We start from the raw sequence: 22,694 nt of genomic DNA on the forward strand, positions 1-22,694 counted from the left end.
GGACAAGGCGATCAAGGAAGGCATCACGCCGCTGGAATACATGCTGAAGATCATGCGCACAGAGCCTGAGCCCGGGCTTGATGCGCGCGACCTCATCTCAGCCTGCACGCTGCGCTTCGAGGCCGCGAAAGCCGCTGCGCCGTACATCCATCCGCGGCTGGCGGCCATCGAGCACTCGGGCGGCATCGACACCACGCCGCAGCTGAACATCACGCTCAATAGATGAGCATCGACCTCGAACTGCACCCGAAGCAGACGGTTGCCTTCGAGACGCAGGCGACCGAGATTCTGTACGGCGGGGCTGCGGGGGGTGGGAAGTCGCACCTGATGCGCGTCTGTGCCGTGGCCTGGTGCATCGCTGTGCCCGGGCTGCAGGTGTACCTTTTCCGCAGGACGCACCCTGACCTGTGGAAGAACCACATGGAAGGCCCGTCATCGTTCCCCTCGCTGCTGGCTGACTGGATGGCCTCCGGCTTTGTGCGCGTCAACCTGTCCGACGGTCAGGTGATCTTCGGCAACGGCAGCAAGATTCATTTGTGCCACTGCCAGCACGCCAAGGATGTCTTGCGCTACCAGGGCGCGGAAATCCACGTGCTGATGATCGACGAGCTCACCCACTTCCCGGAGTCGGTGTACCGCTTCCTGCGGGGTCGGTGTCGTCTCGGTGCGATGAAGTTGCCCGAGAAGTGGGCCGGCTACTTCCCGCGCATCCTCAACGGGGCGAATCCAGGTGGCGAGGGCCACCACTGGGTCAAGGCGTCGTTCATCGACAACGCCGTGCCGCTATCGATCCGGCCGATGGAGCCGAAAGACGGTGGGATGCAGCGCCAGTACATTCCAGCCCGGCTGGACGATAACCCGACGATGGATGCCGACTACGGCGACAAGTTGTCCGGCCTCGGCAATGAATCGCTTGTGAGGGCGATGCTCGAAGGTGATTGGGACATCGTCGCCGGCGCTTACTTCACCGAGTTCATGCGCGACCGGCATGTGGTCAAGCCCTTCACCATCCCGTCGCACTGGACGCGATATCGCTGCTTCGACTGGGGCTCAGCGAAGCCCTTCGCCTGCTACTGGATTGCCGTGTCGGACGGTGAGATGCCGCAGTACCCGCGCGGTGCACTGATCTATTACCGCGAGTATTACGGCATGCGGGAAGTGGTCAACACCGGCTTGAAGCTCCCAGCGGACAAGGTGGCGCAGGAGATCAAGCGGCGCGACCGGGGCGACACGACCGGGCCTGGGGGTTGGGGCGTGGCTGACCCCTCCATCTTCACGGTGGACGGCGGCGAGAGCATCGCCGAGACGATGCGCAAGCAGGGCGTGACGTGGCGCAGGGCGGACAACAAGCGAATTCCGGGCTGGGAGCAGATGCGCATCCGGCTCGATGGGGACGGCGACAACAAGCCGATGATCTTTTTCTTCGAGACGTGCGTTCACCTGATCCGCACGCTGCCTGCCTTGCAGCACGACGAACACAAGCCCGAGGACGTGGACACGAACAACGAGGACCACGCCCCGGATGCGGCGCGGTACGGCTGCATGGCCCGGCCGATCGTTCGCGGCGCCCCGAAGGCCAGACCTTCCGATCCAAGCCCGGGCTCGATCGAATGGCTGCTCAAGCGCACCGCTCAGGAAAAGGAGCGCAGCCAGTACCGAGGCTGACTGGCCTCTTTATGAAGGAGATGACGAAATGACAGACACCCGTAGGTATTGGCCCATGATCCACTGGATTCGGGAGATGTTCGGCTTGGCGGCACCCCGCACCCATTGCCGGTGTTGCCGTAGACCCTTCGATGAAGTTTGGAAAAGCCACGGCCTCGTCCCGTTCGGCAGCGGGTTCTGCGCGTCTTGCGTATCAGCGATCCTGCGCAAGTAGCTGTGTTGACATCGCATGGAAGGCCCTCCGCGGCAATAGCCTGCTCCCGTTTCTCAACGGAAAAGGCTCACCATGCGTCAACTCGATCTCGGCACGCTCGCGGCGGTTGCCGTCGGCACTTCGTTCTCCACCCAGGGCGCGGGCTTCCTGCCGGGTGAACTGGCTGTCGCTCGCATCTTCTCGCCCGGCGGCGCGTTCGCCGGCTCGGCGAAGATTCAGACCTCGCCTGATGGCACGACCTGGACCGATGCCGGCGTTGCCGTCACGGGCGGAACGGACAGCTTCACGGTGACGCTGTCTGGCTTTGCTCGCCTGAACTGCACCGCCCGCACGGCGGGTTCGGTCAAGGCTGTGCTCGAAAATAGCATCGGCTGACGTGGATGAGGCCCAAAGCGCCCCGGTAGACGAACAGCAGACGGCGCAAGCCGAGCGGTTCAAGAAGCGCCTGAAGTACTTCGGCGGGCTCCACAAGGAGCACGTCAAGCGCTGGGAGCGCAACCGCAAGCACGTCAACGGGGAAAGCGGCGAGGACGGCGGACAGGGCCTCGTTCGCGTGAACCTGATCGCCTCGGTCGTCAACACGATCCAGCCGAACATCTACGCCAAGGCGCCCGAGGTCTCCGTTCAACCGGAGGAGCGCGTCAATCAAGAGTCGTATGAGCCCGTCGTCCAGGACTTCTCCAAGACACTGGAGATGGTGCTCAACCGCTACGCGGTCCGTGGCGGGATGCTCAAGGCACGAGGCAAGGAGGCCGTTCGCGCTTCCTTGACCTGTACGACGGGGTGGACCAAGGTTATCTACCAAAAGGAAAAGCGCGAAGACCCGCTGATCCGCAACCGCATCAACGACGCCCAGGACAACATCCTGCGCGTCGAGCAGTTGCTCAAGCAGACCGAGGACGAGGGCAAGTGCACGGAGTACCAGTGCAACATGGCCGAGTTGAAGCAGCAGATCGCTGCGATGCAGGGGCAGGTCGAGGTGCTTGTCTCCGAGGGTCTGGTGATCGACAACGTCCAGCCCGAGCACATGCTTATCCTCGATGCGTCGATCAAGACAATCGACGAGTACGCCCAGGCATCGGCCATTGCGCACGGCGTCTACATGACGGTCGGGGCCTACAAGACGCAGTTCGGCAAGGCCCCCCCGAACAAGGCCACCCGCTACAGTGAGCGTGACGATGAGGAAGACCGCTCGAAGGTCGGTATGGACGCCGATGACGAGCTCGTCCTTGTTTGGGAAATCTGGTCGAAGGACGACCTGACCGTCTACACCCAATGCGCCGGGGCGTCGGAGTTCTGCCGCGCGCCTTACCAGCCCAAGACGCTGGGGCAACAGTGGTATCCGTTCTTCCCCTTGCAACTGTGGCGCGTCAACGGCTATCTCTACGCCCGTGCCCTGGTGGATAACCTCATCGAACTGGTTGATGAGTACAACACCCGCCGGACGGTGGCGGCCGAGCACCGGCGCAAGAACATGCCGGTTCGGCTTATCAACAAGGCCGCCAGCATCACCGACGAGGACATATCGCGGATCAACTCGCGCAGCGCGAGCACCGACCTGATCGGCCTGGAAGCCGACCCGGCCAACCCGCTGCAGAACCAACTCGGCAGCCTGCCCGAGATTCCGTACAACCGGGATATGTACGACACCTCCGACATCCTGAGGGACGTGGAGATGGTGTCGGGGGCTCAGGACGCCTCACGCGGGGGCGTCAGTGCCGCCAAGACCGCCACCGAGGCGGAAATCATGGCGATGGGCATGCAGTCGCGCACCGCCGAACAACTCGACTCGATCGAGGACTGGCTGACCGCCATCCTGTCGTACTGCGCCCAACTGCTGCTGCAGAACCTGACGCAAGAGATGGTCAAGGCCAAGTTCGGTGAGGACGCTGTGTGGCCCGAACTGAGCAAGAAGGAATTGTTCGAACAGGTCATGGTGCAGATTCGGGCAGGGTCCACGGCCAAGCCCAACAAGATGCGCGAGCGCGACCAGTGGCTGCAGTTCCTGCCGCAGATGCAGGAGGCGGTCATGCGCATCAGCGAGCTGCAGGCCAATGGCCAGGTCGATCTCGCCGACTCCCTCATCAAACTGCTCGACGAGACCCTGCGCCGCTTCGACGAACGCATGAGCATCGAGGAATTCGTCCCCGGCTCGAAGGACGAAGAGGGCCGGCCGAACATGAACCAGATGTTGCAGGTTGCGCAGCAGAAGATCCAGGAGTTGACCCAGGAAGCCGAAGCTGCCCTCGAACAGCAGCAGGCCGAGGTTGCCAAGCGCGAAGAGGCTGCCACCCAGCGCGAGACGGCGCTCAGCATCAAGGAAATCAGCTTCAAGGCCGATGAGGACGTGGCCCGGATTCGCAAGCAGTACGAGGACGCCCTGCGTGGTGTGGATGACGAGCGCACACAGCTTCAGTTCGAGCAGCAGACCTTCGAGATGGCCAAGGCCGAGCAGCAGACGCAACAAGCGCTGCAGGCTGAGGCGTTGAAGATCGAGCAGGCTGGGCAGGCGTTGCAGGCTGAGGCTGGGGCTGAGGCAGAGCCGGACACCGGCGCACTGCAGGAAGTTCTCGCCGCGCAGCAGCAGCTTGCCGACCAACTCGTGCAGATCATCAAAACCGTCAACGCGCCCCGAGTGCTCGTGCGCGACGACATGGGCCGACCCATCAAGAGCATCGTTGAACAGGACTCACCATGAGCAAGACAAACACCCTCGAAACGCAGTGGCTGCTGCTGCTGCTGAACAACACGCCCATTACCCTGATCGGTGACGCGGCGGGCATCCTCGGTTCAGCCGCGGCGGGCTCCTTGTACCTCTCGGGCCACACGGCCGACCCTGGAGAGGCGGGCGACCAGACCACGAGCGAGATCGCGTACACGAGCTACGCCCGCGTGGCGGTGGCGCGCACGACCAGCGGCTTCACGGTGAGCGGCAATGCCGGCTCGCTCGTGGCGAACACGAACTTCCCGGCCGGCACAGGCGGCACCGGCACGATGACGCATGTGGGCATCGGCACCTCGGCCAGTGGCGCCGGCAAGCTGCTCCTGAAAGGCGCCATCACCCCGAACATCGTCTGCGGAAACGGCATCACGCCGACCGTGCAGGCCGGCACCGTGGTGACGGAGGATTGATGAAGCACCTGCTCGCCTTCGCGCTCGCCTGTCTCGCCGTCGCCGCGCAGGCCGCGCCCACGCTCAGCGCCGACCCGTACCCGTCCACCGGCCCGCAGCCGACATCGGTGACGCTGACCGTCAACGGCTCACCGGGCCCGGCCTGCACGCTGGTCGCTGGCACGGGGGGCTCTCTCACACCGCGCTGTGATTTGGCGGCCCTTGCGGTGCCTGGCACCTACACGCTAGTGATGACGGCGGTTACGACGGGCGGCTGCACACAACCGACCTCACCGGCCACATGCACGCAAGCGGGGTCGGCGTCGTCTGTCCCTTTCTCGTTGTCGCTGCAAGGGGCAAGTGCTACGCGCCCGGTGGTTCGCGTCGCGCCGTAACTTGCCCGGACACCTTCACCAGCAGCGCGATCCCGACGACAGCACCCATGGCCGCCTTCCGCAGCATTGCCTCGATCAACTACGCGCAACGCGCGAACGCGAGCGTCAGTGTGCCGTCCGGCGTCGTCGATGGGGACGTGCTGCTGCTGGCCTTCCTGACGGGGCGCGCGAGCAGCGCACTGGACGCAACAGCGCCGGCAGGCTGGACACTCGTGAGCGGGTTTCCGACAACGTCCAACGATGCAGGGAATTTCTTCGTCAGGACGTGGCTGTACTCGCGGGTCGCTAACTCCGAGCCTGCCAGCTACAGCTTCTCTCACGCGACTGTTGCCACCGAGGGCGTGATGGTTGCTGTGTCGGGCGGGTCGGCCACGGCGCCCGTCGCTACGATCAACACAGGCACCGGCTCCACCGTCACCGCCACGGGACTGACGGCTGGTTCTGGTGCGTATATCGGATTCATTGGCCGCGGATGGGACTTCTACGGCTCATCCGCTGCGCCAACCCAAACACCGCCCACGCTCACCGAACGGCGCGACCCCACGGACGGCTTGATCTATGTCGCCGACGGAACGCTGACCGATGCTGGGGCAACGGGTAACAAAACCCACACCAACGGCAACACGGGCGCCTTTCCCTGGGCCGGGATTCTGGTGGCGGTCGAGCCCGATGTCCGCAAACAACTTTTGATGATGGGAGTGAACTGACATGGCGACTTACGTTGAACTGATGGAATGCCAGGCCGACGCTACCCTGCGCCAGCGCGTCGCGGCGGCGTGCGTGGTTGCGGCCGAGGCGATCCGGGTCGAACCCGGCGCGACGAACGATCACGCCAACCGCCTGCTGTGGGCGAAGAAAGTGTTCGCCTCGCCGACGATTGCTGCCGACAGCATGGTGTGGGCGGTTCTCGCGCAGAACAAGGCGGCCACCAAGGCGCAGATTCTCTCGGCCACCGACGCGTCGCTGCAGACCGCCGTTGACGCCGCGGTCGCGGTGTTCGTCTAAGGGTAGTCATGGCCGACAACGTCACCCTCAATGCAGGCACCGGCGGCGACACGGCCGCGGCTGATGATGTCGGCGGCGTCAAGTTCCAGCGCGTGAAGATCAGCGTCGGCGCCGATGGCACCGCGCAGGACAACTGGACGCCCTCGCGGCTCATCTCGGCGGCCACGACCAACGCCACCAGTGTGAAGGCATCGGCGGGGGCGCTCGGCTTTATCTACGCGGTGAACCTGAACGCCGCGGTGCGCTACTTGAAGCTTTACAACAAGGCCAGCGCGCCGACGGTAGGCACCGACACGCCGGTGGCCACGCTGCCGATCCCGGCGAGCACGACGGGCGCGGGATTCACGCTGGCGATCCCCGGCGGGCTGGCCTTCACGACCGGCATTGCCTACGCGGTGACCACGGGCGCGGCCGACTCCAACACCGCTGCCGTGGCGGCGAGCGAGATTTTCCTGCTGCTCGGCTACGCCTGATCCGGTGAAGGCGCAGCCGTGCTGCTGATCCTCCAGAACAACCTCGGCGCCGCCGCTGCCAGCGCGGTCGCGGTAGCGGCGGGGGCGTCAACGGTCGCTTTTGTCGGGGCGTCGCGCACCGAGGCAGTGATGCAGGCGAGCGCAGGCGTGGCGAGCGTCTCCTTCACGGGGGCTTCGCGTGCGCAGACGACACTAACGCCGACAGCCGGCGTGGCGAGCGTTGCGTTCGCCGGAGCAAGCGGCACCGGCTCGACCCTCGGCGTATCGGCCGGCTCTGCCTCGGTCGCGTTCACGGGCGCCAGCCGCGCTGCCGCAGACGTGGCGAGCGCAAGCGGGTCAACGACGCTCGCCTTTGCCGGCGCATCGAGCGCGGCCGCAGCCCTGACGCCGGCCGCAGGCTCATCGGTTGTCTCGTTCTCAGGCGAGTCGTTGTTGGGCAGCGCCATGACACCGGGCGCAGGCTCGTCGGTCGTTGCGTTCAGCGGCGCCTCCAACGCTGCTGGGGCACTCACCCCCACCCTAGGTCTGTCGAGTGTGTCGTTCGCCTCGCCGAGCGACTCCCCTTTCTCGCCTGCTGCCCCTGTCTCCCGCCGCGCCAGCCCCATGTGGGCACGGCAAGAGGAAGAGCCAGAACACAGTGAGGCGCCGAGCGCAGATGCCGCCCCGCTACTGGACGCCAGCGCCCGCCAGAGCCCGCTCGCATCCAAGCCGCCCAGCGCTGTGGCCGAGCAGATGCGCGCGCTCGCCGAGCAGGCCGGCCAGATCGAGCAGCAAGCCCGCGCTCAGTCCGCCCGCTTCCTCGGTGACATGAAGGCGTTCGATCGCCCGCTCTACGCCCCATTGCGCAGCGAGTTGCCGCCCGAAAGCTTCTCCCTCCCGGATTGGGACGACGAAGAGGAAAGCGCGCTGCTGCTGCTGTGAATTGCTACGTGTGACATCGCATGGAAACCATGCCCGCTCTCTACCGTGCCGATACGGTAACCACGAGAGACGGCATTGGACGACGAGGAACTCGAAGTAGCGGAGCCCTCCCTGCAAGAGCAGGTTGAGGAAGCGATCGGCCTGACTGACGGCGAGTCGGCAGAGCCCGATGTCGTCGAGCCCGAGGTTGCCACTGAGGCAGCCCCCGAGGCCACCGCGGAAGCCAAGGTCGAGCCCAAGCCCGAGCCCAAGCCTACCGACGAGCTTTACGCACCGCTGCCCGAGCACAACCCGCGCAAGACGCACGAGCGCTTCGCCAAGCTGGTGGAGGGCCACAAGACGGTCTCCACCGAGCGCGATCAGGTCGTCGGCGAGCGCGACGGGCTGCGCCAGAAGGTGCAGGAGCACGAGCAGGGCTGGAAGACGTTTCAGGACATGGGGTTCGCCTCTGAGGAGTCGGTAGCAGACCTCGTGCAGTTCAGCCAGTACCGCAACGCCCTGAACTCCGGCAACTTCGACGCCGCCGCGGCTGTGCTGCAAGAGCAGGCCCGCCAACTCTCCCTGTTGTCGGGGCGTCGCATCGACGTGAACCCGCTGGCCGGCTACCCGGACCTCAACGAGCGCCACCAGTCCGGCGGGCTCGACGAGGCCACGGCAATGGAGTTGGCTCGCGCCCGGCACACGCAGGGCCTGCAGCAGCAGTACTCGCAGCGCCAGGCACAGCAGCAGGAGCACATCGCCACGCAAAGCGGCGCCATTCACTCCGCCGCGCGAGAAGTGGATGCCGTGGTCTCCGATCTGATGAAAGACCCGGACTACGCCAAGGTCGAGCCCGAACTGCTCAAGCAGTTGGAGGGCATCAAGACCGGCTATCCCCCGCACATGTGGCCGCGCGAAGTCAAGCGCGCCTACGACACCGAAGCACGTTTCCTGCGCCATCAGGCGCAATCCCAGCCCCTGCCGACACCCCTGCGTGGGAACGGCCATTCCGGCGGATTGCCCGCGCCCAAGTCAATGGGCGACGCGGTCCTTCAGTCGATGGGGCTGATGTGAGGGCTGTATGCGGAGTTCGCCACCGCGGCTGTCATTCGGGGCTCGCCTCCCGGTTTGGGCTGTAACGCACGCGCTCGCCCGCGCATGTCCCTAACCAAATGAGGTAACCCAATGCCATTGAACGCGCTAGAAATCGAGAAAATCTCGAAGGTCGCCATCGACCACTACCGGAAGAATCCGCCGGTCGATCAGATCAACGTCGAACGTCCCCTCCTTGACCTCCTCGTCAAGAAGGCCCGTCCCATCCCGGGCGGCAAGGAATACATCGTTGACAACATCTATGTTGCCAACGGCGGCAACGGCCAGTACTGGTCGGGCAATTCCAAGGTCACGTACAACACCCGCAACCCGAACGAGCTGGTCAAGTACCGCTGGGCCAACTTCCACGATGGTTTCACCATCAACGAAGACGAACTCAAGCGCGCCGGCATCACGGTCAACGACGACAAGGGCAAGTCCACCGCCACCAGCGGTGAGGCCCTGGCGCTGACCAACATGCTCGAGAGCCAGTTCAAGGCCCTCGACGAAGGCGCCAAGGACTTCGTCCACGCGTCCCTGTGGCTGGACGGTTCGCAGTCGGCCGACGCCACCCCGGGTGTCGATGGGCTGGTCTCGACCACGCCCGCCACCGGCACGATCGGCGGCCTGAGCGCGGTGACGAACACCTACTGGCGCAACTTCGCGCGCACGGGTCTCGCCACCACGCTGACGGTGTTGCTGGATGCGTTGGAGCAGAACAAGCGCGATGTCATGCGGACCAAGGGCCGTGTGTCGCACTACTTCTGCGGCGCCGCGTTCTACGACGCGCTGCGCAATGCAGTCGTCGGCGCCAACGTCACGCAAGTGCAGTACAGCGGTGGCTCGACGCTCGATATCGACATGGCGACGAAGACCCTGCGCTTCGACGGCGTGCCGATGGTCTGGGTGCCGGACTTCGACACCAACTTCGGCCTGTCCGCGCCCACGATCCCGTGGACCAAGCGCTGCTACGCGCTCGACCTGCGCCACCTCGACTTGCACCGCGACACGGACGACTGGATGCGCATGCGCTACCCGGGCCGCCCGATCGACCAGTACGTCTATTACTACGCCATGACGGCGAAGTACGGGATGTCACTGCGCAAGCGCAACGCACAAGGCGTGCTCGCCATCGCGTGATGTTGCCATTGCCCCGGGGTCGCTCCCGGGGCTCTTTTTCGGAGACCTAATGAAACAACCCTACGTCGTAGCCCTCATCGAGAAAGATGCTGTAGAGCACCTCCCGGTTTGCGTCCTCGCCCACGAGATTCCTGTCCTGGCGATGGTGCACGGAGAAGGCAAGGTGTCGATCGACGAGAACGCCGATCTGCCGCAAGGCGTGATCGATGCCGAGTTCGAGGTCGAAGACGAGTTCGCCCGCCTGGAGCAGCGCTACGGCGTCCATCCCGACACGCGGATGAGCTACGCGACCATGGCTTTCAACGGCGTGGACGGTTTTGCCCGGGCGCTCGAAGGCCCCCGAGCGGTTGAAGGCGGTCGCCGCAAGAAGGCGTGATGAACCGCACCCTGACCAGCCTGCGCGCGGAGCTGCAGACGCGGCTCGGCTTCGGCATGTCGGGGCAGGCGGGCATCGTCAACAGCCCGATCGTTGACAGCTTCCTGCGCTCTGCCCAGGAGCAGCTTTACTGGCAGTTCGAGTGGCGCGAGCTTCTCGGCGTGGAAGAGCGCCTGACGGGCGTCGATCAGCAGTTCTATGACTACCCCGAGGACTGCAACACAGAGCGCATCACCAGCGTCTCGATCGCCGAGGGCTGCCGCTGGCTCCCCTTGGTCGAGGGCATCTCCGTCCAAGAGCGTGACTGCATCGCCACCAGCCGGCCCTGCAAGTACGACCGTGGGGCTCAGATGGAAGTCTGGCCCATCCCGAGGCAGCAGTACAGCATGCGCCGGGAGTATTTCAAGGCCCTAGCCCCCTTCGAAAAGGGCGAGAACCGCACCAGCCTGCCCAGCGAGATGGTGTTCCTCATGGCGCTGGCCAACGCCAAGGCGCACTACCGGCAGCCGGACGCCGAGCGCTACGAAAAGCAGCTCGACGCGCTCTTGAACCGGCTCAAGGCGAAGAACCGCGGTCAGTCCGTGTGGGAGAAGGCCCGCCCCACGCTGGACCCCTACGCCTACGTCTCATCGTTCCATTCGGCAGAAGAGGAGGCGACCGTCGTCGCGTTCACTGCCCAGCAATTGATCCCGCTGCCCATTGGCGAGACCACCCAAACCTATGCCTCGGGCGACTACTTCGCCGGGGACTACGCAGCCGCTTGACCGGAGCACGCAATGGCAACCCTCATCCTTCGCACCGTCAAAGGCGCCCCACTCACAAACGTCGAGATCGACGGCAACTTCACGGCGATCAACACCGAGGTCGCCGCCGAGGCTGCGGCGACGGTCGCTGCCCTGGCTACCCAGGGCGCGGTCAATGAGTCACAGGGCTTGACAAACAGCACCCTGGCTGCTGAAAACGCCAGCACCGACCAGGCGCTCAGCGGGAAACTCTCCGCGCTGACGCTGGCCGAGAACGTCACCACCACCGACTACACCTTCACCGCTGCCGACAACGGCAAGATCAAGCGCTTCACCAACCCCGCCGGCTGCGCGGCGAGCCTGGACTTCGGCCTGCCTTTCGGATTCCATTGCGTGTGGATTCAGGTCGGCGGCACGATCACCTTCAGCGGCACCGCGGAGACCATCAGCAGCGTCAGTGGGCAGTTGTTCAGCGCCGGTGAGAACACCAGTGGCGGGATCATCCCGAACAGCGGCAGCACGGCCAACCGCCACATGATCGTCGGCGCTATCGGCACGCTCACCACGGCGGCCATCACCGACTTCGAGCCCGCGGTCCTGGCGCTCACCGGCGACAGCGCCGCCGTGGTGTCATTCACGGGCACACCAATTGTCGGGCAGACGCTCACGACGGTGTTGCCTGCTGGCTTGACCGCCACGGGTTATCAGTGGACGCGCAACGGCGTGGACATCTCCGGCGCCACCGCGGCCAGCTACACGCTGGTCTCCGCCGACGCCTCCACCACCGTCAACTGCAAGGTGAGCGGGCTCGTCTACCGCGGCGCCAACCAGACCGTGCCTGCTGTCGTGGCCACGGTGCCGCTGCTGGCCACCCTGACCGACAACTTCAACGACGGCACGCTCGATGCGGCCAAGTGGGTCGTCGGCTATTTCAAGGGCACCGCCTCGGCGCAAACCGTGGCAGAGGTGAACGAGCGGCTGGAGATCGCCGCCACCACCGGCAGCGCAGGCGCCACGGTCAGCGGCTACACCTCGGCCAACGTCTACGACCTCGCCGCCTCGTCGGCCTACATCCAGCTTGTCGCTCCCTCCGCGACATCGACCGCGCATGAGACCTACTTCGCGCTGCACTCCAGCGCCACTAACGGCGTTTTCTGGCGCATAAACGGCACGCAACTGACCGCCGTGGCGATGGATGCAGGGGTCGATACGGTTGTCGGCACCGCGTTGACCTACAGCCAAACTGCGCATGTCTGGCTGCGCATCCGCGAGGCCGCCGGCACGATATTCTTCGAGACCGCGCCCAACACCGCATCCAACCCGCCGATCTCTGGCGATTGGGTTGCCCAGCGCAGCGTGGCCACGCCAGCCGGCATGATCCTCAACGCGGTCAAGGCCTCGCTCAACGCCGGCACCAACACCAGCACCGGCATAGCTGGCTTGGCGCGTTTCGACGGCTTCAACACCACGACCTCGGTGGCCACGCTGGCACCGGCCACCAGCGTGGTCGCGTTGTCTGACGACTTCAACGACAACGTGATCGACACGGCGAAGTGGGCCAATGCCTACTGGCTCGGCGCCAGTTCGACCCTCACCACGCTGGCCGAGGTCAACGGGCGCATCGAGATCAACACGCCGATCAATGCGCTGGCCAACGAATTCCGGGGACTGGTATCGCTCAATGCCTTCAACTTCACCGGCAAGGATGCGTTTGTGCGCATCGGGGCGGTATCGGTGGACGGGTCGATGGCTCGACAGCAGTTCGTCGTCTTCGCCAACACCACCAATGCCTTCTACTTCGAGAACACGGGCCTGACGAACAAGACACGGGTGCGCAAACTGGAGGCCGGCGTCGAGTCCACCGTGTCATCCACGGCAAGCGTGGCATTCAACCAAAACATCTGGGTGCGCATCCGCGAGTCGGGCGGCACTTGGTACTTCTACACGGCATCGAATGCAGCGGCCAGTCCGCCAGCGCAATCCGACTGGGTGCAGATCGGCTCCGCCGCCGGCTTCGCGGGATTGCCTGTCACGAGCCTGAAAGTCGCCATCTCGGCCGGTAGTGCAACGACCGACGCGCAGGCCAGAAGCTACCGATTCGACGGCTTGAACGTCGGGGTCTGACATGGTCAACGTCACCTTCGGGATGGTCGGCACGAGCGGCAAACGCAACACCCGGGCCCGGCGCTCACAGGACACGCCTCCATCCTTCACAACCGACCCGGCGATGATTCGCACGGCGGTCGGCGAGTCCGTGACCTACTCGCTCGGTCAGTACACCGGCACGCTGCCGATCACGGCGAGCTTCACCATCCTGCTCGACGGCGCGGTGGTTGGCAACACGTTCACACCAGCCAGCGGGGACGCCGGCAAGACGGTGCAGGTTCTGGTGGCGCTGACCAACACCGCAGGCAGCGTCTCGCGCACGAGCGCTGGTCAGGTCGTCGGGGCGTCCGCACCTTCCTTCACCGCCGACCCGGCGATGGTCAGGACCGTGGTGGGCGAGTCCGTGACCTATTCGACAGGCCAGTACACCGGCACAGCGCCGATTACGGTTGGCGTCACCATCCTGCTCGACGGCGTTGGGGTGGGCAGCGCGTACACGCCAGCCAGCGCCGATGCCGGAAAAACTGTGCAGGTTCAGGTCACGTTGACCAACTCGGCCGGCAGCGCTTCGCGCACGAGTGCCGGTCAGGTCGTGGGCTCGGCGGCCGTCAATCCGAACCCCGTCAACCCCAATGCGCCGACCGCTGCGCCGACGCTCACCGGCTCGCCCGAACTCAGGGCGTCCTGGAACTTCGACAACGCGGCCAGCTTGACGAAGTCCGGCGATGACATCGGCACGGTGGCGGGCGTGGACGGCACGACCTACGCGCTCACGGCCGCCGGCACACTGCGCCCGAAGTTCGTCACGCTCGTGGGCCGTGGCGCCGCGCGATTCCGGGGCGAGCAAATCCTGAGCGCCTCGTCGGACCTCGGCCTGGACGCCTCGCCGCTCACGCTCGTCGTGATCGGCGAGATGTCGGTGGAGCACACGGACGGCACGTTTGTGAACCTGGGCGGCACGGGAAACAGCAAGTACAACACCCACAGGCTCGCCGCGTCGTCGCAGAGGGAAGGCTTCATTCACTATCGCGGCGACAACAGCGGTTTTGCGGAAGTATCCGCCGGCACGCTGAAATTAGCCGACGGCCCCGGAGCGCCGTACCCGCTGGGGCGTCACATGCTGGTCGGCGTGAGTGCAGCGAGCAACACGGAACTCCGTCTGTATGTGGACTCCGCAGCGAGCAAGAGAGTTAGAGCCACGACGACAAGGATCAACCCGAACATGAGCGCTTTCCAACTGGGGGCCTCCGGCACCGCCGTCCTACCAACCTCCCGGCTGTTGGGCGGGTACATCTACCGCGTGCTGGTCTACGTTGGCGCCCTGACCGATCAGAACGTCGGGGAGTTGGCCGCGTGGGCAGGGGCTGCGTGGGGCATTGGCGGCACGGCGGCCAGCTACAAGGGTCAGGATTTGGCGTGGGAGAACCCTCGCAACATGACCGGCGTGACGGGCTTCCGTGTGTACGCGGCCTCCACGCTCGGCGGGTCCACCACCAGCGCCACGCTGGGGCTGGTGAACGCGCACACCTTCACCGGGCTGCCGTCCGGCATCAACTATTTCAGCATGGCCACACTCGCGGGCAGCGTCGAAGGCCCGCGCGTGTACCTCGGCTCCAAGAACGTTGGATAAGCATGGCAACCTACTACTTCTGTGACAACACTGGCCCTGGCGCAGCGACTGGCTGCCCTGTCGGCGACAACGCCAATGCCGGCACGGACCCCTCTCTCCCAAAGCAGAACCTTGTCAGCTTCAACATCTCAGGCGCCGCGAACACCTACAGGTTCGCCCGTGGCTCGTCTACTCAACTTACTGCCACACTAAGCCCCGGATCTGGGTTGTCCCTCACGAACCGCACTGTCATCGAGGACTATGGGCACCCCGGCTTTGCGAGCGCGCAGAAGCCCATCCTCATCGCTGCGGTCAATGCCTCGGGAGTGGGCATCGACTTCATTACCCTGCAGAAGAAGTACTTCTTTCACATCCGCAACCTGAATGTCAAGGGCGGCGGGGCCGGTGGTCAGGGCTTTGGATTCTCGTGCGGCCTCTCGCAACATGTCCTTGTTGAAAACTGCGAAGTCAGCCAGTTCGCTGTCGGCACGTCGGCCAGCGAAAGCGACCTGACCTTCCGCGTGGGGTTCATCAGCTTCGTCAACTGCGAGATACATCACAACCGTGTGCACGGGCACTTCGGGGGGGCGGACCATCTGCTGATCGAGGGGTGCAACATCCACCACAACGGCTCGCTCAACTCGGGCCGCGACCACAACATCTACATCGGCGTCACCGCCGCGCCGCAGTACAACATAACGATCCGCAACAACACGCTCACGTTCAACGAGCAGTACGCCAAGACCGGCTCGAAGTCTGTCGCAATGGTGTTCCACGGCTTCTTCCCGAACCTGCTCATCGAGGGCAACACGATCATCGACTTCGAGTGCGACTACGGACACACCGGGATCGCGGTCAACGGCGTGACGGGCAACCTGCTGGGCAAGGAGGGATTCCCTAACCTCATCATCCGCGACAACTTAATCGTGGGAGATAAGCGTGCCCAGGTGGGCATCACCTGGAACAATGCAGAGGACGCCATTGTCGAGAACAACACGGTCGTGCTGCTCAACGGGCAGGAGAACTTTGCGGGCATCATCTGGGGCAATGAGTCGCCGAACCTCAGCCGTGGCGACCCCACGGGCGCCCGTGCCAAGGTCCGCAACAATACCGTCTATGCGTATTGGGCGTTCTCGTCCAACGAGAATCTTATCGGGGGTCTGCGCGCCAACATCCTCGACGACGGTGGCGACGAGGTGGTCGGCAACCTTGTGATATTCGACCAGCCGGACTACCCGACCCGCAGGCTCAATGCGTTTAACTTCCACGGCCGACCCGCCAGCGAGTTCGCCCTCGTGGCCAACAACTTGGCGTTCGGCATCACGGGTAACTTCGCCTGGAGCCGCGAGTACACCACGCTGGCCCAAGCACAGGATGCCGGGTTTGACACAGGCTCGATCAACGCCAACCCGCTGCTCGTTGCGCCCCCGAGCGCGGCCAATGGCTACGCTGTCGTCCTGCAGGCTGGCAGCCCCGCTGTCGGCGCCAGCCACGCCACCAAGAGTGCGCGGCTCGCCTTCGGTCGCAAGGTGCCGGTCGGCGCCCGCGACATCGGCTCAGGCCAGCGCGGCGCGACGGTCGTGGCCCCGGAGTGCCCGGCCGTCCGAAAGATCGTGTGACTCAGGGCCGCTTGCGAGCGGCCCAGCCCACAAGACCGAGGCCGGCGAGCATCAGCGCGTAGGTGGAGGGCTCGGGGATGGCAGCCATGACATCGCCATCACGAACGGCCCAAGCGCCGACGTAGGCTATCTGGAAGTCCTGGTCGCCCAGTTCGCCCCAGTTCGCGTACACCGACGAGTAGAACTCGCCGTCCTCGAACTTGTCGCTGGACTGATAGTCGCCGTCTATGACGCCGGAGAGAACGTAAGTCGGTTGAATGTTGAAGAACGGCCCGGCTGTCGTTTGATCGACTGCGGGACTGCCGAGTTGAATAAACAAGTTGTGCATCTCGGTCGAACCAGGCGTCGAAAACATCTCGATGGAGCCATCCTTGACCGATAACAGCGCCCGCGGGGTTCGCCAATCGGTGTAGCCGCCAACGGTCAGGCTGTCGGCCCACTGGACCTGAGTCCAGAACGACATGTACCCTGGCGGCAGCGGGTTCGAGTCGCCATACGGGTACGAGTCCCCATACCATTCGGTGGCCACGTACCCGCTCGTGGCCGCGTAGTTGCCGTCCTGCAGCCAAGTGATGTTCTGGCTGCTGTCGTAGATCATGCCGCCGCCGCGGTCGAACAGAGCGGCCTGCGCGGTGGCAGTCATACAAAGCGCGGCAGCCGCGCAGATCGTGCGAATGTTCATGTTTCGTCCCTGTGCCTAGGGCGTTCTAGATTACGACTCGCGCGACGGATTGAGAGTGCGCTGTCGCACCAAAAGTGCTGCGCATCGCATGGAACGACGGGGGGGTCACCACACTACTGCGGTGACCACTCCCCTCCTGGCGCCGTGAGAGTTCATCGCATGTTTGACGAGCAGGCGCCCGCTGTCCGGCAGATGCGCGATTTCGGCATGACATGGGCTGCCATCGCGAGCCATTACGGCGTTTCCGAGCCGACACCAAAGAACCTGTTGGCGCGAGTAGACGGACAGTGTGTCCCGCGACCCTATGGCAAGCGTCCCACGCCGTTGCTGGACTTGTTCAACGCACGTGTCGTGCGGGCAAACGGGTGCTGGGGATGGGTCGGCGCCAAACATGGCTTCGGCTACGGATGGTGCGGCACTGGGTCAGATAAAGACCTGGCACACCGTGTCGCATATCGCTTGTTCCTTGGTGAAATCCCGGCCGGCATGTGCGTGATGCACGCATGCGACAACCCGGCATGCACCAACCCGGCCCATTTGAAGCTTGGGACGCAGGCTGAGAACCAAGCCGACAAGGTTTCAAAGGGCCGGCAGTACAGAGGGGAGCGCCACCATTGCTACGGCAAGCGCTCGTGGAAATCTCACCTTACTGACGAGGGCGAACTCAATGCCCGTCGCATGCTGGCCGAAGGCCACAAGCGAGCCGAGATCGCCAGCGCACTCGGCGTCAGCTACAGCGTCATTCGACGTGTAGACAAACGCGCGCGGCAGGGGGTACACGGGTGAGCACGATCACGTTTTAACCAATGGGGCTTCGGCCTCGACCTGCGCAAGGGGGCATCCACCTCAGATGCCAACCGGCTGCGGGTGCTGAAGAACGCCTACGTCACGGACGGCAAGACCATCCGCAAACGCCCCGGCTGTGTGAAGGTGGCAACGCTCTCAAAGGGGACGTTCGGCCTGTTCTCGGGGCTGGGCAGGCTGAACACGTTTCAAGCGACCGAATCGACCGCCTTCAGCCACGACTCGACGCTGCTGGTCAACAACAGGCTGAGCACGGAAATCGATGCGTTTTCCGGGGTGTCGTACTGCGACACCTTCAACGGCTTCCTGTACGTGGTCGCACAGGTCGGGACGACCTACCGCCACCATTACCTTGATGGCGACTTCAACACCATCATCACCGACTCGAACTGTCCCCGGACCGCCATCGCGGCCAAAGCGGCCTCGAAGATGTGGGCGGGCAAGGATGACGTGGTGCGGTTTTGCGCGACCAACAACCCGCGCGACTGGACACTCGCCAACGATGCAGGGTTTTTGCCGGTGGGCCTGCAGCAGTCGGGCAGCCGAAACGTCACGGCCATCGGCAACTACCAAAACAGGCTGGTCCCTTTCTTCCCCGACTCGGCCCAAATCTGGGAGGTCGATCCCGACCCCATCAACCACAAGTTTTTGCAGTCGGTGGACATCGGCACGACCCGCCCTTACACCCACCAAAACATGGCAGGCGATGTGTTCTACCTGTCGCCTGCTGGTGTGCGAACGATCACGAAGCAGGCCGACACCGAGAACCTGATCGACGCCGACGTGGGCTCACCCATCGACAACGAGTTGTTGAATGGCACCTTCCTCGACCTCAATACCTGCCGGGCGCAATATTTCCGCGGGGCAGGGCAGTACTGGCTGTACGCGGGAAACACCGCGGCGGTGTTCACCTTCTCGCGCACCGCGAAGATTTCGGCTTGGTCGATCTATGAGTTCCCGTTCAGCCTGGATTACATCGATGAGCTCGACACCTTCCTGTACATCCGCTCGGGTGATGAGGTGTACCGGATGGACAGAGCGACCTGGACCGATGCCGGCGTGCCGTTCACCGTCGAGATCGAAACCTCGTTCGTGGACTTCAAGGGGCCCGGTGTCCTGAAGCAGATTCTCGCCATGGATGCGGTGGTGTCGGGGACGGCGGAGTTCTCGCACCGATACGACCCCCGCAGCCCGAGCATCGAGACCTTCCCCGCGGTCACGATCACAGGCGACACCCGGCCGGGCACACAGTACCCGGTGGAGCTGATGACGACGAGCCTCTCGACCGTCGTCAGGAACAGCGATGACCAGGAGTTCGAGTTGCACTCCCTCTCCTACATGTTCGAGAACCTGAGTTCGTCCGTATGACATCGCATGGGCGAAGCCGGCCCGGCGTATGTTCGCCGGCATCATGAAAAGGAGCTGACCGTGTGCAGTGGCGGCGGAGACGGCGGCGCGGCAAAGCGCCAAGCAGGCATGAAGCGCGAGCAAGACCTTGCGATTCAGGACATCAATCACGTCTTCGGCAAGGGTGACGGCCAAGCGCTCTACAAGAACGTCAACGTCCCCGGCGAAATGCAGATGCGTGGCTGGGAGCAGGTGCAAGGCCCCGACTCAACTAAGAAGGTGATCAGCGGTTACGACACCACGGGAAGAGACGCCAACGCGGCCGCCCGTGAACAACTGTACGGCACGATCACCAACGACTCGGAGGCCCGCCTACTCGACCAGCTTGGCGATGACCGCACAAAGGCGGAGCGTGGGGTTAGGTTCCAACTCGCGCGCCAGGGTTTGATGGGCGGCAGCGCCGACATCGACCAGGGCTCCGAAGTGCTCGAGCAGTTCCAGAAGGGCAGCCTTGAGGCGCGGAACGCCTCCACCGCTGTGAGCAACACCGCGCGCACATCCGACGAGAAGACCCGCGTGGGCCTCATCAACAACATTCGCAACGGCATGGCGCAAAGCGATGCCCTGTCTGCCGCCTATGCAGGCATGACCAACAACGCCAACGAGGCCCGCGACACCGCAATGGCCACCAACATCGGCGGTTTCTTCGACGACATCTCGATCCTCGGTGCGCAGCGTCAGTACCAGGACGGCCTGCAAAGAGGGGTGCAGCGCGGCCGCGGGTTCGGCGCCTCCACGTCGGCATCGCAGGGCGGATTCAACGGAGACAAAAGGCCGTGAACATCCGGGACGCCACACGCGAGGATGCGGTTTACGTCGGCGCCAATCTGCGCGAGCCCGACCGCATCGAGCTTGCCTTGCTGGGCCGCGATGCCAGTGATGTCGTGGTGAGTTTCGATGCGTCCGATGTCGCGCGAACGATCGAGCACGACGGCAAGCCCGTAGCGGTGTTCGGGCGCGTCATGCGTGACACCGGAGGCGCGTTCGTGTGGCTGCTGGCGACATCGGGGCTGGACAGTGTGCGGCGCGGGTTCGTGCTCGCCTGCAAGCCGGAAATCGGCCGCCTGCGGTTCGGCTGCGACCGATTGGTGAACATCACGCATCGGGACAATGCGACGGTCCTGCGCTGGCTGGCGTGGCTGGGCTTCCATGTGGAGCAAAAGCCCTGCGGGCCGGGCGATGAGTTTGTAATGTTCTGGATGCCGGGGGCTTGACGATGTGTACTGGAACAGAAGCGGCGTGGGTGCCTGCCTTGCTCGCTGCGGCAGGAGCAGGAACGACCTACATGGCCGCCGAGAAGCAGGAATCGGCACGCAAGCGCGCGATCAACCAAGGACTCGAAGCCGAGGGGCAGATTCAGAAGAAGGCCAACCTGCGCACCAACGATTTCGTGCAGGACAACTTCGACCCCACGAACCGCGCCGCCAACTATGAAACGCAGGCAGCGAACCAGGAGAAGTCCTTCGGCGAACTCCTGGCCAAGCAATCGTCGCTCGGTCAAGGCGAGATCAACGACTCCACCGCCGGCGCGTTGTCTGACGAGTACGTGCGCGGCAAGGCGAAGGCCACGGCCGACACCCAGCAGCGCACGCGCGACCTGTCTCGGCTTCTGTCCCGTCAGGGGGCAGTCGGCGGGCTGGCGAACCAGGACGCGATGGCCGGCGGTGACTACTCCAGCGACATGATGGGTTTCGGTGTGGATCAGCGACTGAACAACAACCTGACGAACGTGAAGTTCGGCTCTGCCGGCTCCAAGGGCGGCGAGCTTTCCTTGCTGGGCGGGCTGCTGTCCGGGTCGGCGGGGGTGGTCGGCGGCGCCAAGCGGAAGTACGACTCCACGAGGACGCCCGGCGCCACCAACGGCACGGACTGGGGCGAGTGATGGCAGGCTACGGACAACTCGGCCGCAGCTTCGGGACCGCCGTGGGCGGCTTCTTCGGCGGCGACTCACAGGCCCAGCAAGCCGGTGAGATGGCCGGGCTGCAGCGCATCGCGCTGGAAGACCAGATCGGCCAGCGCCGCGTGCTGGCGCAGGCTACGCAGCAGAAGATGCAGGCCGATGCGGCAGAAGCGGCAATGAAGACGCCGCAGGCGGGCATGCAGCGCGTCAGGCAAAGCCTCGGCATCCCGGAAGAGGCCGCGCCGCAACTCGACCAGTACCTGCGCGGCGGGCGCATCGATCGATACGACATGGGCGGCCGGCAAGGCCCCGTGATGCCCGCGCCCGAGTGGGCGGAGAAACCTGCGCTCGACAAGTTCGGACAGTTCTTCTCGGCGGATCAGGCGGTGCAGTCGGGCTCGGCGAAGTCGGTCAAGGACTACTTCGACGGCATGGGCGCACAGGCCGAAGCCGGCCTCACGGGGTTGATTGCCAGCGGCAATATCGACCCCACGGTGGGCGCCACGCGCGCCTATGCCATAAAGGGCAGCGCGCCGTACAACTTCAACGAGTACGGTGTCGGCAACAACCTGACAGGCGAAGTCGATGCCAGCGGTGGTCCTGCGGTGGCGTTCGGCAACTACCGCACGGCCACGACAGGCGCACAGCAAGCCAACGCTCGACAAAGCGACGCCTCTGCAGTGGCATCGCGTGCATCGGCCGACAACTCTCGTGCCAGCGCGGCCAAGACGCGATTCGAGATGACGGACGGCGCGAACGGTCGGGGCCAGAAGGCTCCTGTCGGCTATCGCTGGTCCGGAGACGCGCTAGAGCCGATCAAAGGCGGCCCGGCCGATCCTGCGACGAAGGGCGCAAAGCTTGCCAAGCCGCCGACCGAGGGCCAGGCCAAAGCGCTGATGTTCGGCTCGCGCATGACGGTTGCGGACGAGGTGCTGAAAGAACTTGAGGCCACTGGCCAACGGTTGCCCAACATGACGAAGCAGGCTGCTGAGTCGGTCCCTTTGATCGGGACCGCCTTGGGCATGGGCGCCAACATGTTAGGCACGGACGGCGAGCAGCAAGTCGAGCAGGCACAACGCGACTTCATCAACGCCATCCTGCGCCGTGAGTCGGGCGCGGTTATTGCGGACAGCGAGTTCAACAACGCTCGCAAACAGTATTTCGCCCAGCCCGGAGACAGCCCGACCGTCTTGCGCCAAAAGGAGATCAACCGCCGCACCGCAATCGAAGGCCAGAAGGCCGAGTTCGGCGAACAGTCGATGCCGCAGTTTCTCGACATCGTGCGCAGCGCCCGCTCGGAACGTCAGAAGCCGCTGCCGGATACGCCGCAGCGCAAGAGCGGCACGGTAAGCCGTGAGGCGGCGTCGCCGAGCGTGGACGCGCTGCTCGAAAAGTACAAGTAATGGCGACGCTCGAAGAGATCGAGGGCGCGCTCGTCAAGGCCGACGCAGCA

The 22,694-nt window shown here is 64.5% G+C and carries 24 protein-coding genes and 1 pseudogene; 22 read left to right on the plus strand and 3 right to left on the minus strand.

Annotated elements, in window-relative coordinates; all coding sequences use genetic code 11:
- The 8 genes and pseudogenes from H0W38_RS01065 to H0W38_RS01100 form a co-directional block, all read left to right on the plus strand.
- Positions 1–226: pseudogene (locus H0W38_RS01065) on the plus strand (hypothetical protein); the annotation flags it as partial.
- On the plus strand, positions 223–1,665 hold the full coding sequence (locus H0W38_RS01070) for a terminase family protein (protein ID WP_292450665.1): 1,443 nt from the start codon (positions 223–225) through the stop codon (positions 1,663–1,665). The pseudogene H0W38_RS01065 and the gene H0W38_RS01070, both read left to right, overlap by 4 nt.
- A gap of 286 nt (positions 1,666–1,951) precedes the next feature.
- Positions 1,952–2,254 carry a hypothetical protein gene (locus H0W38_RS01075; RefSeq protein WP_292450666.1) on the plus strand — a complete coding sequence of 101 codons (303 nt, stop codon included), beginning with the start codon at positions 1,952–1,954 and terminating at the stop codon, positions 2,252–2,254.
- A gap of 1 nt (position 2,255) precedes the next feature.
- The gene (locus H0W38_RS01080) at positions 2,256–4,577 is read left to right on the plus strand and encodes a hypothetical protein (RefSeq protein ID WP_292450667.1); all 2,322 of its coding nucleotides are present in this window, start codon (positions 2,256–2,258) and stop codon (positions 4,575–4,577) included.
- Positions 4,574–5,011, plus strand: coding sequence for a hypothetical protein (locus H0W38_RS01085; RefSeq protein ID WP_292450668.1), 438 nt, complete (start codon positions 4,574–4,576; stop codon positions 5,009–5,011). Before H0W38_RS01080 ends, H0W38_RS01085 begins: the two co-directional genes overlap by 4 nt.
- A gap of 421 nt (positions 5,012–5,432) precedes the next feature.
- Positions 5,433–6,092, plus strand: coding sequence for a hypothetical protein (locus tag H0W38_RS01090; protein ID WP_292450669.1), 660 nt, complete (start codon positions 5,433–5,435; stop codon positions 6,090–6,092).
- A 22-nt stretch (positions 6,093–6,114) separates the two neighbouring features.
- Complete coding sequence (locus H0W38_RS01095) at positions 6,115–6,390, plus strand: hypothetical protein (RefSeq protein ID WP_292450670.1); 276 nt, start codon at positions 6,115–6,117, stop codon at positions 6,388–6,390.
- Between the two features lie 8 nt (positions 6,391–6,398).
- Complete coding sequence (locus H0W38_RS01100; RefSeq protein WP_292450671.1) at positions 6,399–6,863, plus strand: hypothetical protein; 465 nt, start codon at positions 6,399–6,401, stop codon at positions 6,861–6,863.
- Here the strand turns inward: H0W38_RS01100 and H0W38_RS01105 are convergent.
- Positions 6,854–7,468: a hypothetical protein gene (locus tag H0W38_RS01105; protein WP_292450672.1), complete on the minus strand. Its 615-nt coding sequence runs from the start codon at positions 7,466–7,468 to the stop codon at positions 6,854–6,856. The genes H0W38_RS01100 and H0W38_RS01105 overlap by 10 nt on opposite strands.
- Positions 7,469–7,583: 115 nt before the next feature.
- Here H0W38_RS01105 and H0W38_RS01110 point away from each other — a divergent pair, with 115 nt between their 5' ends.
- From H0W38_RS01110 to H0W38_RS01145, 8 genes are all read left to right on the plus strand, one after another.
- A complete protein-coding gene (locus H0W38_RS01110; protein WP_292450673.1) occupies positions 7,584–7,784 on the plus strand; it encodes a hypothetical protein in 201 nt (66 codons plus the stop codon).
- A gap of 75 nt (positions 7,785–7,859) precedes the next feature.
- Positions 7,860–8,837, plus strand: a complete 978-nt coding sequence (locus H0W38_RS01115; protein WP_292450674.1) for a hypothetical protein — start codon at positions 7,860–7,862, stop codon at positions 8,835–8,837.
- 111 nt (positions 8,838–8,948) lie between these two features.
- On the plus strand, positions 8,949–9,995 hold the full coding sequence (locus H0W38_RS01120; RefSeq protein ID WP_292450675.1) for a phage major capsid protein: 1,047 nt from the start codon (positions 8,949–8,951) through the stop codon (positions 9,993–9,995).
- Positions 9,996–10,044: 49 nt separating this feature from the next.
- The gene (locus H0W38_RS01125; protein WP_292450676.1) at positions 10,045–10,371 is read left to right on the plus strand and encodes a hypothetical protein; all 327 of its coding nucleotides are present in this window, start codon (positions 10,045–10,047) and stop codon (positions 10,369–10,371) included.
- Positions 10,371–11,135: a hypothetical protein gene (locus H0W38_RS01130; protein WP_292450677.1), complete on the plus strand. Its 765-nt coding sequence runs from the start codon at positions 10,371–10,373 to the stop codon at positions 11,133–11,135. The genes H0W38_RS01125 and H0W38_RS01130 overlap by 1 nt, the downstream gene beginning before the upstream one ends.
- A 12-nt stretch (positions 11,136–11,147) precedes the next feature.
- Positions 11,148–13,238 (plus strand): hypothetical protein, encoded by a 2,091-nt coding sequence (locus H0W38_RS01135; protein ID WP_292450678.1) that lies wholly within the window; start codon positions 11,148–11,150, stop codon positions 13,236–13,238.
- Between the two features lies 1 nt (position 13,239).
- Complete coding sequence (locus H0W38_RS01140; protein WP_292450679.1) at positions 13,240–14,850, plus strand: hypothetical protein; 1,611 nt, start codon at positions 13,240–13,242, stop codon at positions 14,848–14,850.
- Positions 14,851–14,852: 2 nt separating this feature from the next.
- On the plus strand, positions 14,853–16,448 hold the full coding sequence (locus H0W38_RS01145) for a right-handed parallel beta-helix repeat-containing protein (RefSeq protein ID WP_292450680.1): 1,596 nt from the start codon (positions 14,853–14,855) through the stop codon (positions 16,446–16,448).
- Position 16,449: 1 nt separating this feature from the next.
- Here the strand turns inward: H0W38_RS01145 and H0W38_RS01150 are convergent, their stop codons facing one another.
- On the minus strand, positions 16,450–17,130 hold the full coding sequence (locus tag H0W38_RS01150; RefSeq protein ID WP_292450681.1) for a PEP-CTERM sorting domain-containing protein: 681 nt from the start codon (positions 17,128–17,130) through the stop codon (positions 16,450–16,452).
- A 159-nt stretch (positions 17,131–17,289) separates the two neighbouring features.
- On the opposite strand from H0W38_RS01150, the gene H0W38_RS01155 reads away from it, so the two are divergent.
- From H0W38_RS01155 to H0W38_RS01175, 5 genes are all read left to right on the plus strand, one after another.
- Complete coding sequence (locus H0W38_RS01155; protein WP_292450682.1) at positions 17,290–17,916, plus strand: HNH endonuclease; 627 nt, start codon at positions 17,290–17,292, stop codon at positions 17,914–17,916.
- An 81-nt stretch (positions 17,917–17,997) separates the two neighbouring features.
- On the plus strand, positions 17,998–19,302 hold the full coding sequence (locus H0W38_RS01160) for a hypothetical protein (RefSeq protein WP_292450683.1): 1,305 nt from the start codon (positions 17,998–18,000) through the stop codon (positions 19,300–19,302).
- A 6-nt stretch (positions 19,303–19,308) separates the two neighbouring features.
- Positions 19,309–20,121, plus strand: a complete 813-nt coding sequence (locus H0W38_RS01165; protein WP_292450684.1) for a hypothetical protein — start codon at positions 19,309–19,311, stop codon at positions 20,119–20,121.
- On the plus strand, positions 20,118–20,555 hold the full coding sequence (locus tag H0W38_RS01170; protein WP_292450685.1) for a hypothetical protein: 438 nt from the start codon (positions 20,118–20,120) through the stop codon (positions 20,553–20,555). Before H0W38_RS01165 ends, H0W38_RS01170 begins: the two co-directional genes overlap by 4 nt.
- Positions 20,556–20,584: 29 nt before the next feature.
- Entirely contained in the window at positions 20,585–21,223 is a 639-nt protein-coding gene (locus H0W38_RS01175) for a hypothetical protein (protein ID WP_292450686.1), read from the plus strand.
- 65 nt (positions 21,224–21,288) lie between these two features.
- Here H0W38_RS01175 and H0W38_RS01180 read toward each other — a convergent pair whose 3' ends face one another.
- Complete coding sequence (locus H0W38_RS01180; RefSeq protein WP_292450687.1) at positions 21,289–21,456, minus strand: hypothetical protein; 168 nt, start codon at positions 21,454–21,456, stop codon at positions 21,289–21,291.
- Here H0W38_RS01180 and H0W38_RS01185 point away from each other — a divergent pair.
- A complete protein-coding gene (locus H0W38_RS01185; protein ID WP_292450688.1) occupies positions 21,418–22,644 on the plus strand; it encodes a hypothetical protein in 1,227 nt (408 codons plus the stop codon). The two genes, H0W38_RS01180 and H0W38_RS01185, sit on opposite strands and share 39 nt — an antisense overlap.
- Positions 22,645–22,694 lie beyond the last annotated feature (50 nt).

This window comes from Methylibium sp., assembly GCF_013817365.1.
Classification (GTDB): Bacteria; Pseudomonadota; Gammaproteobacteria; order Burkholderiales; family Burkholderiaceae_C; genus Methylibium.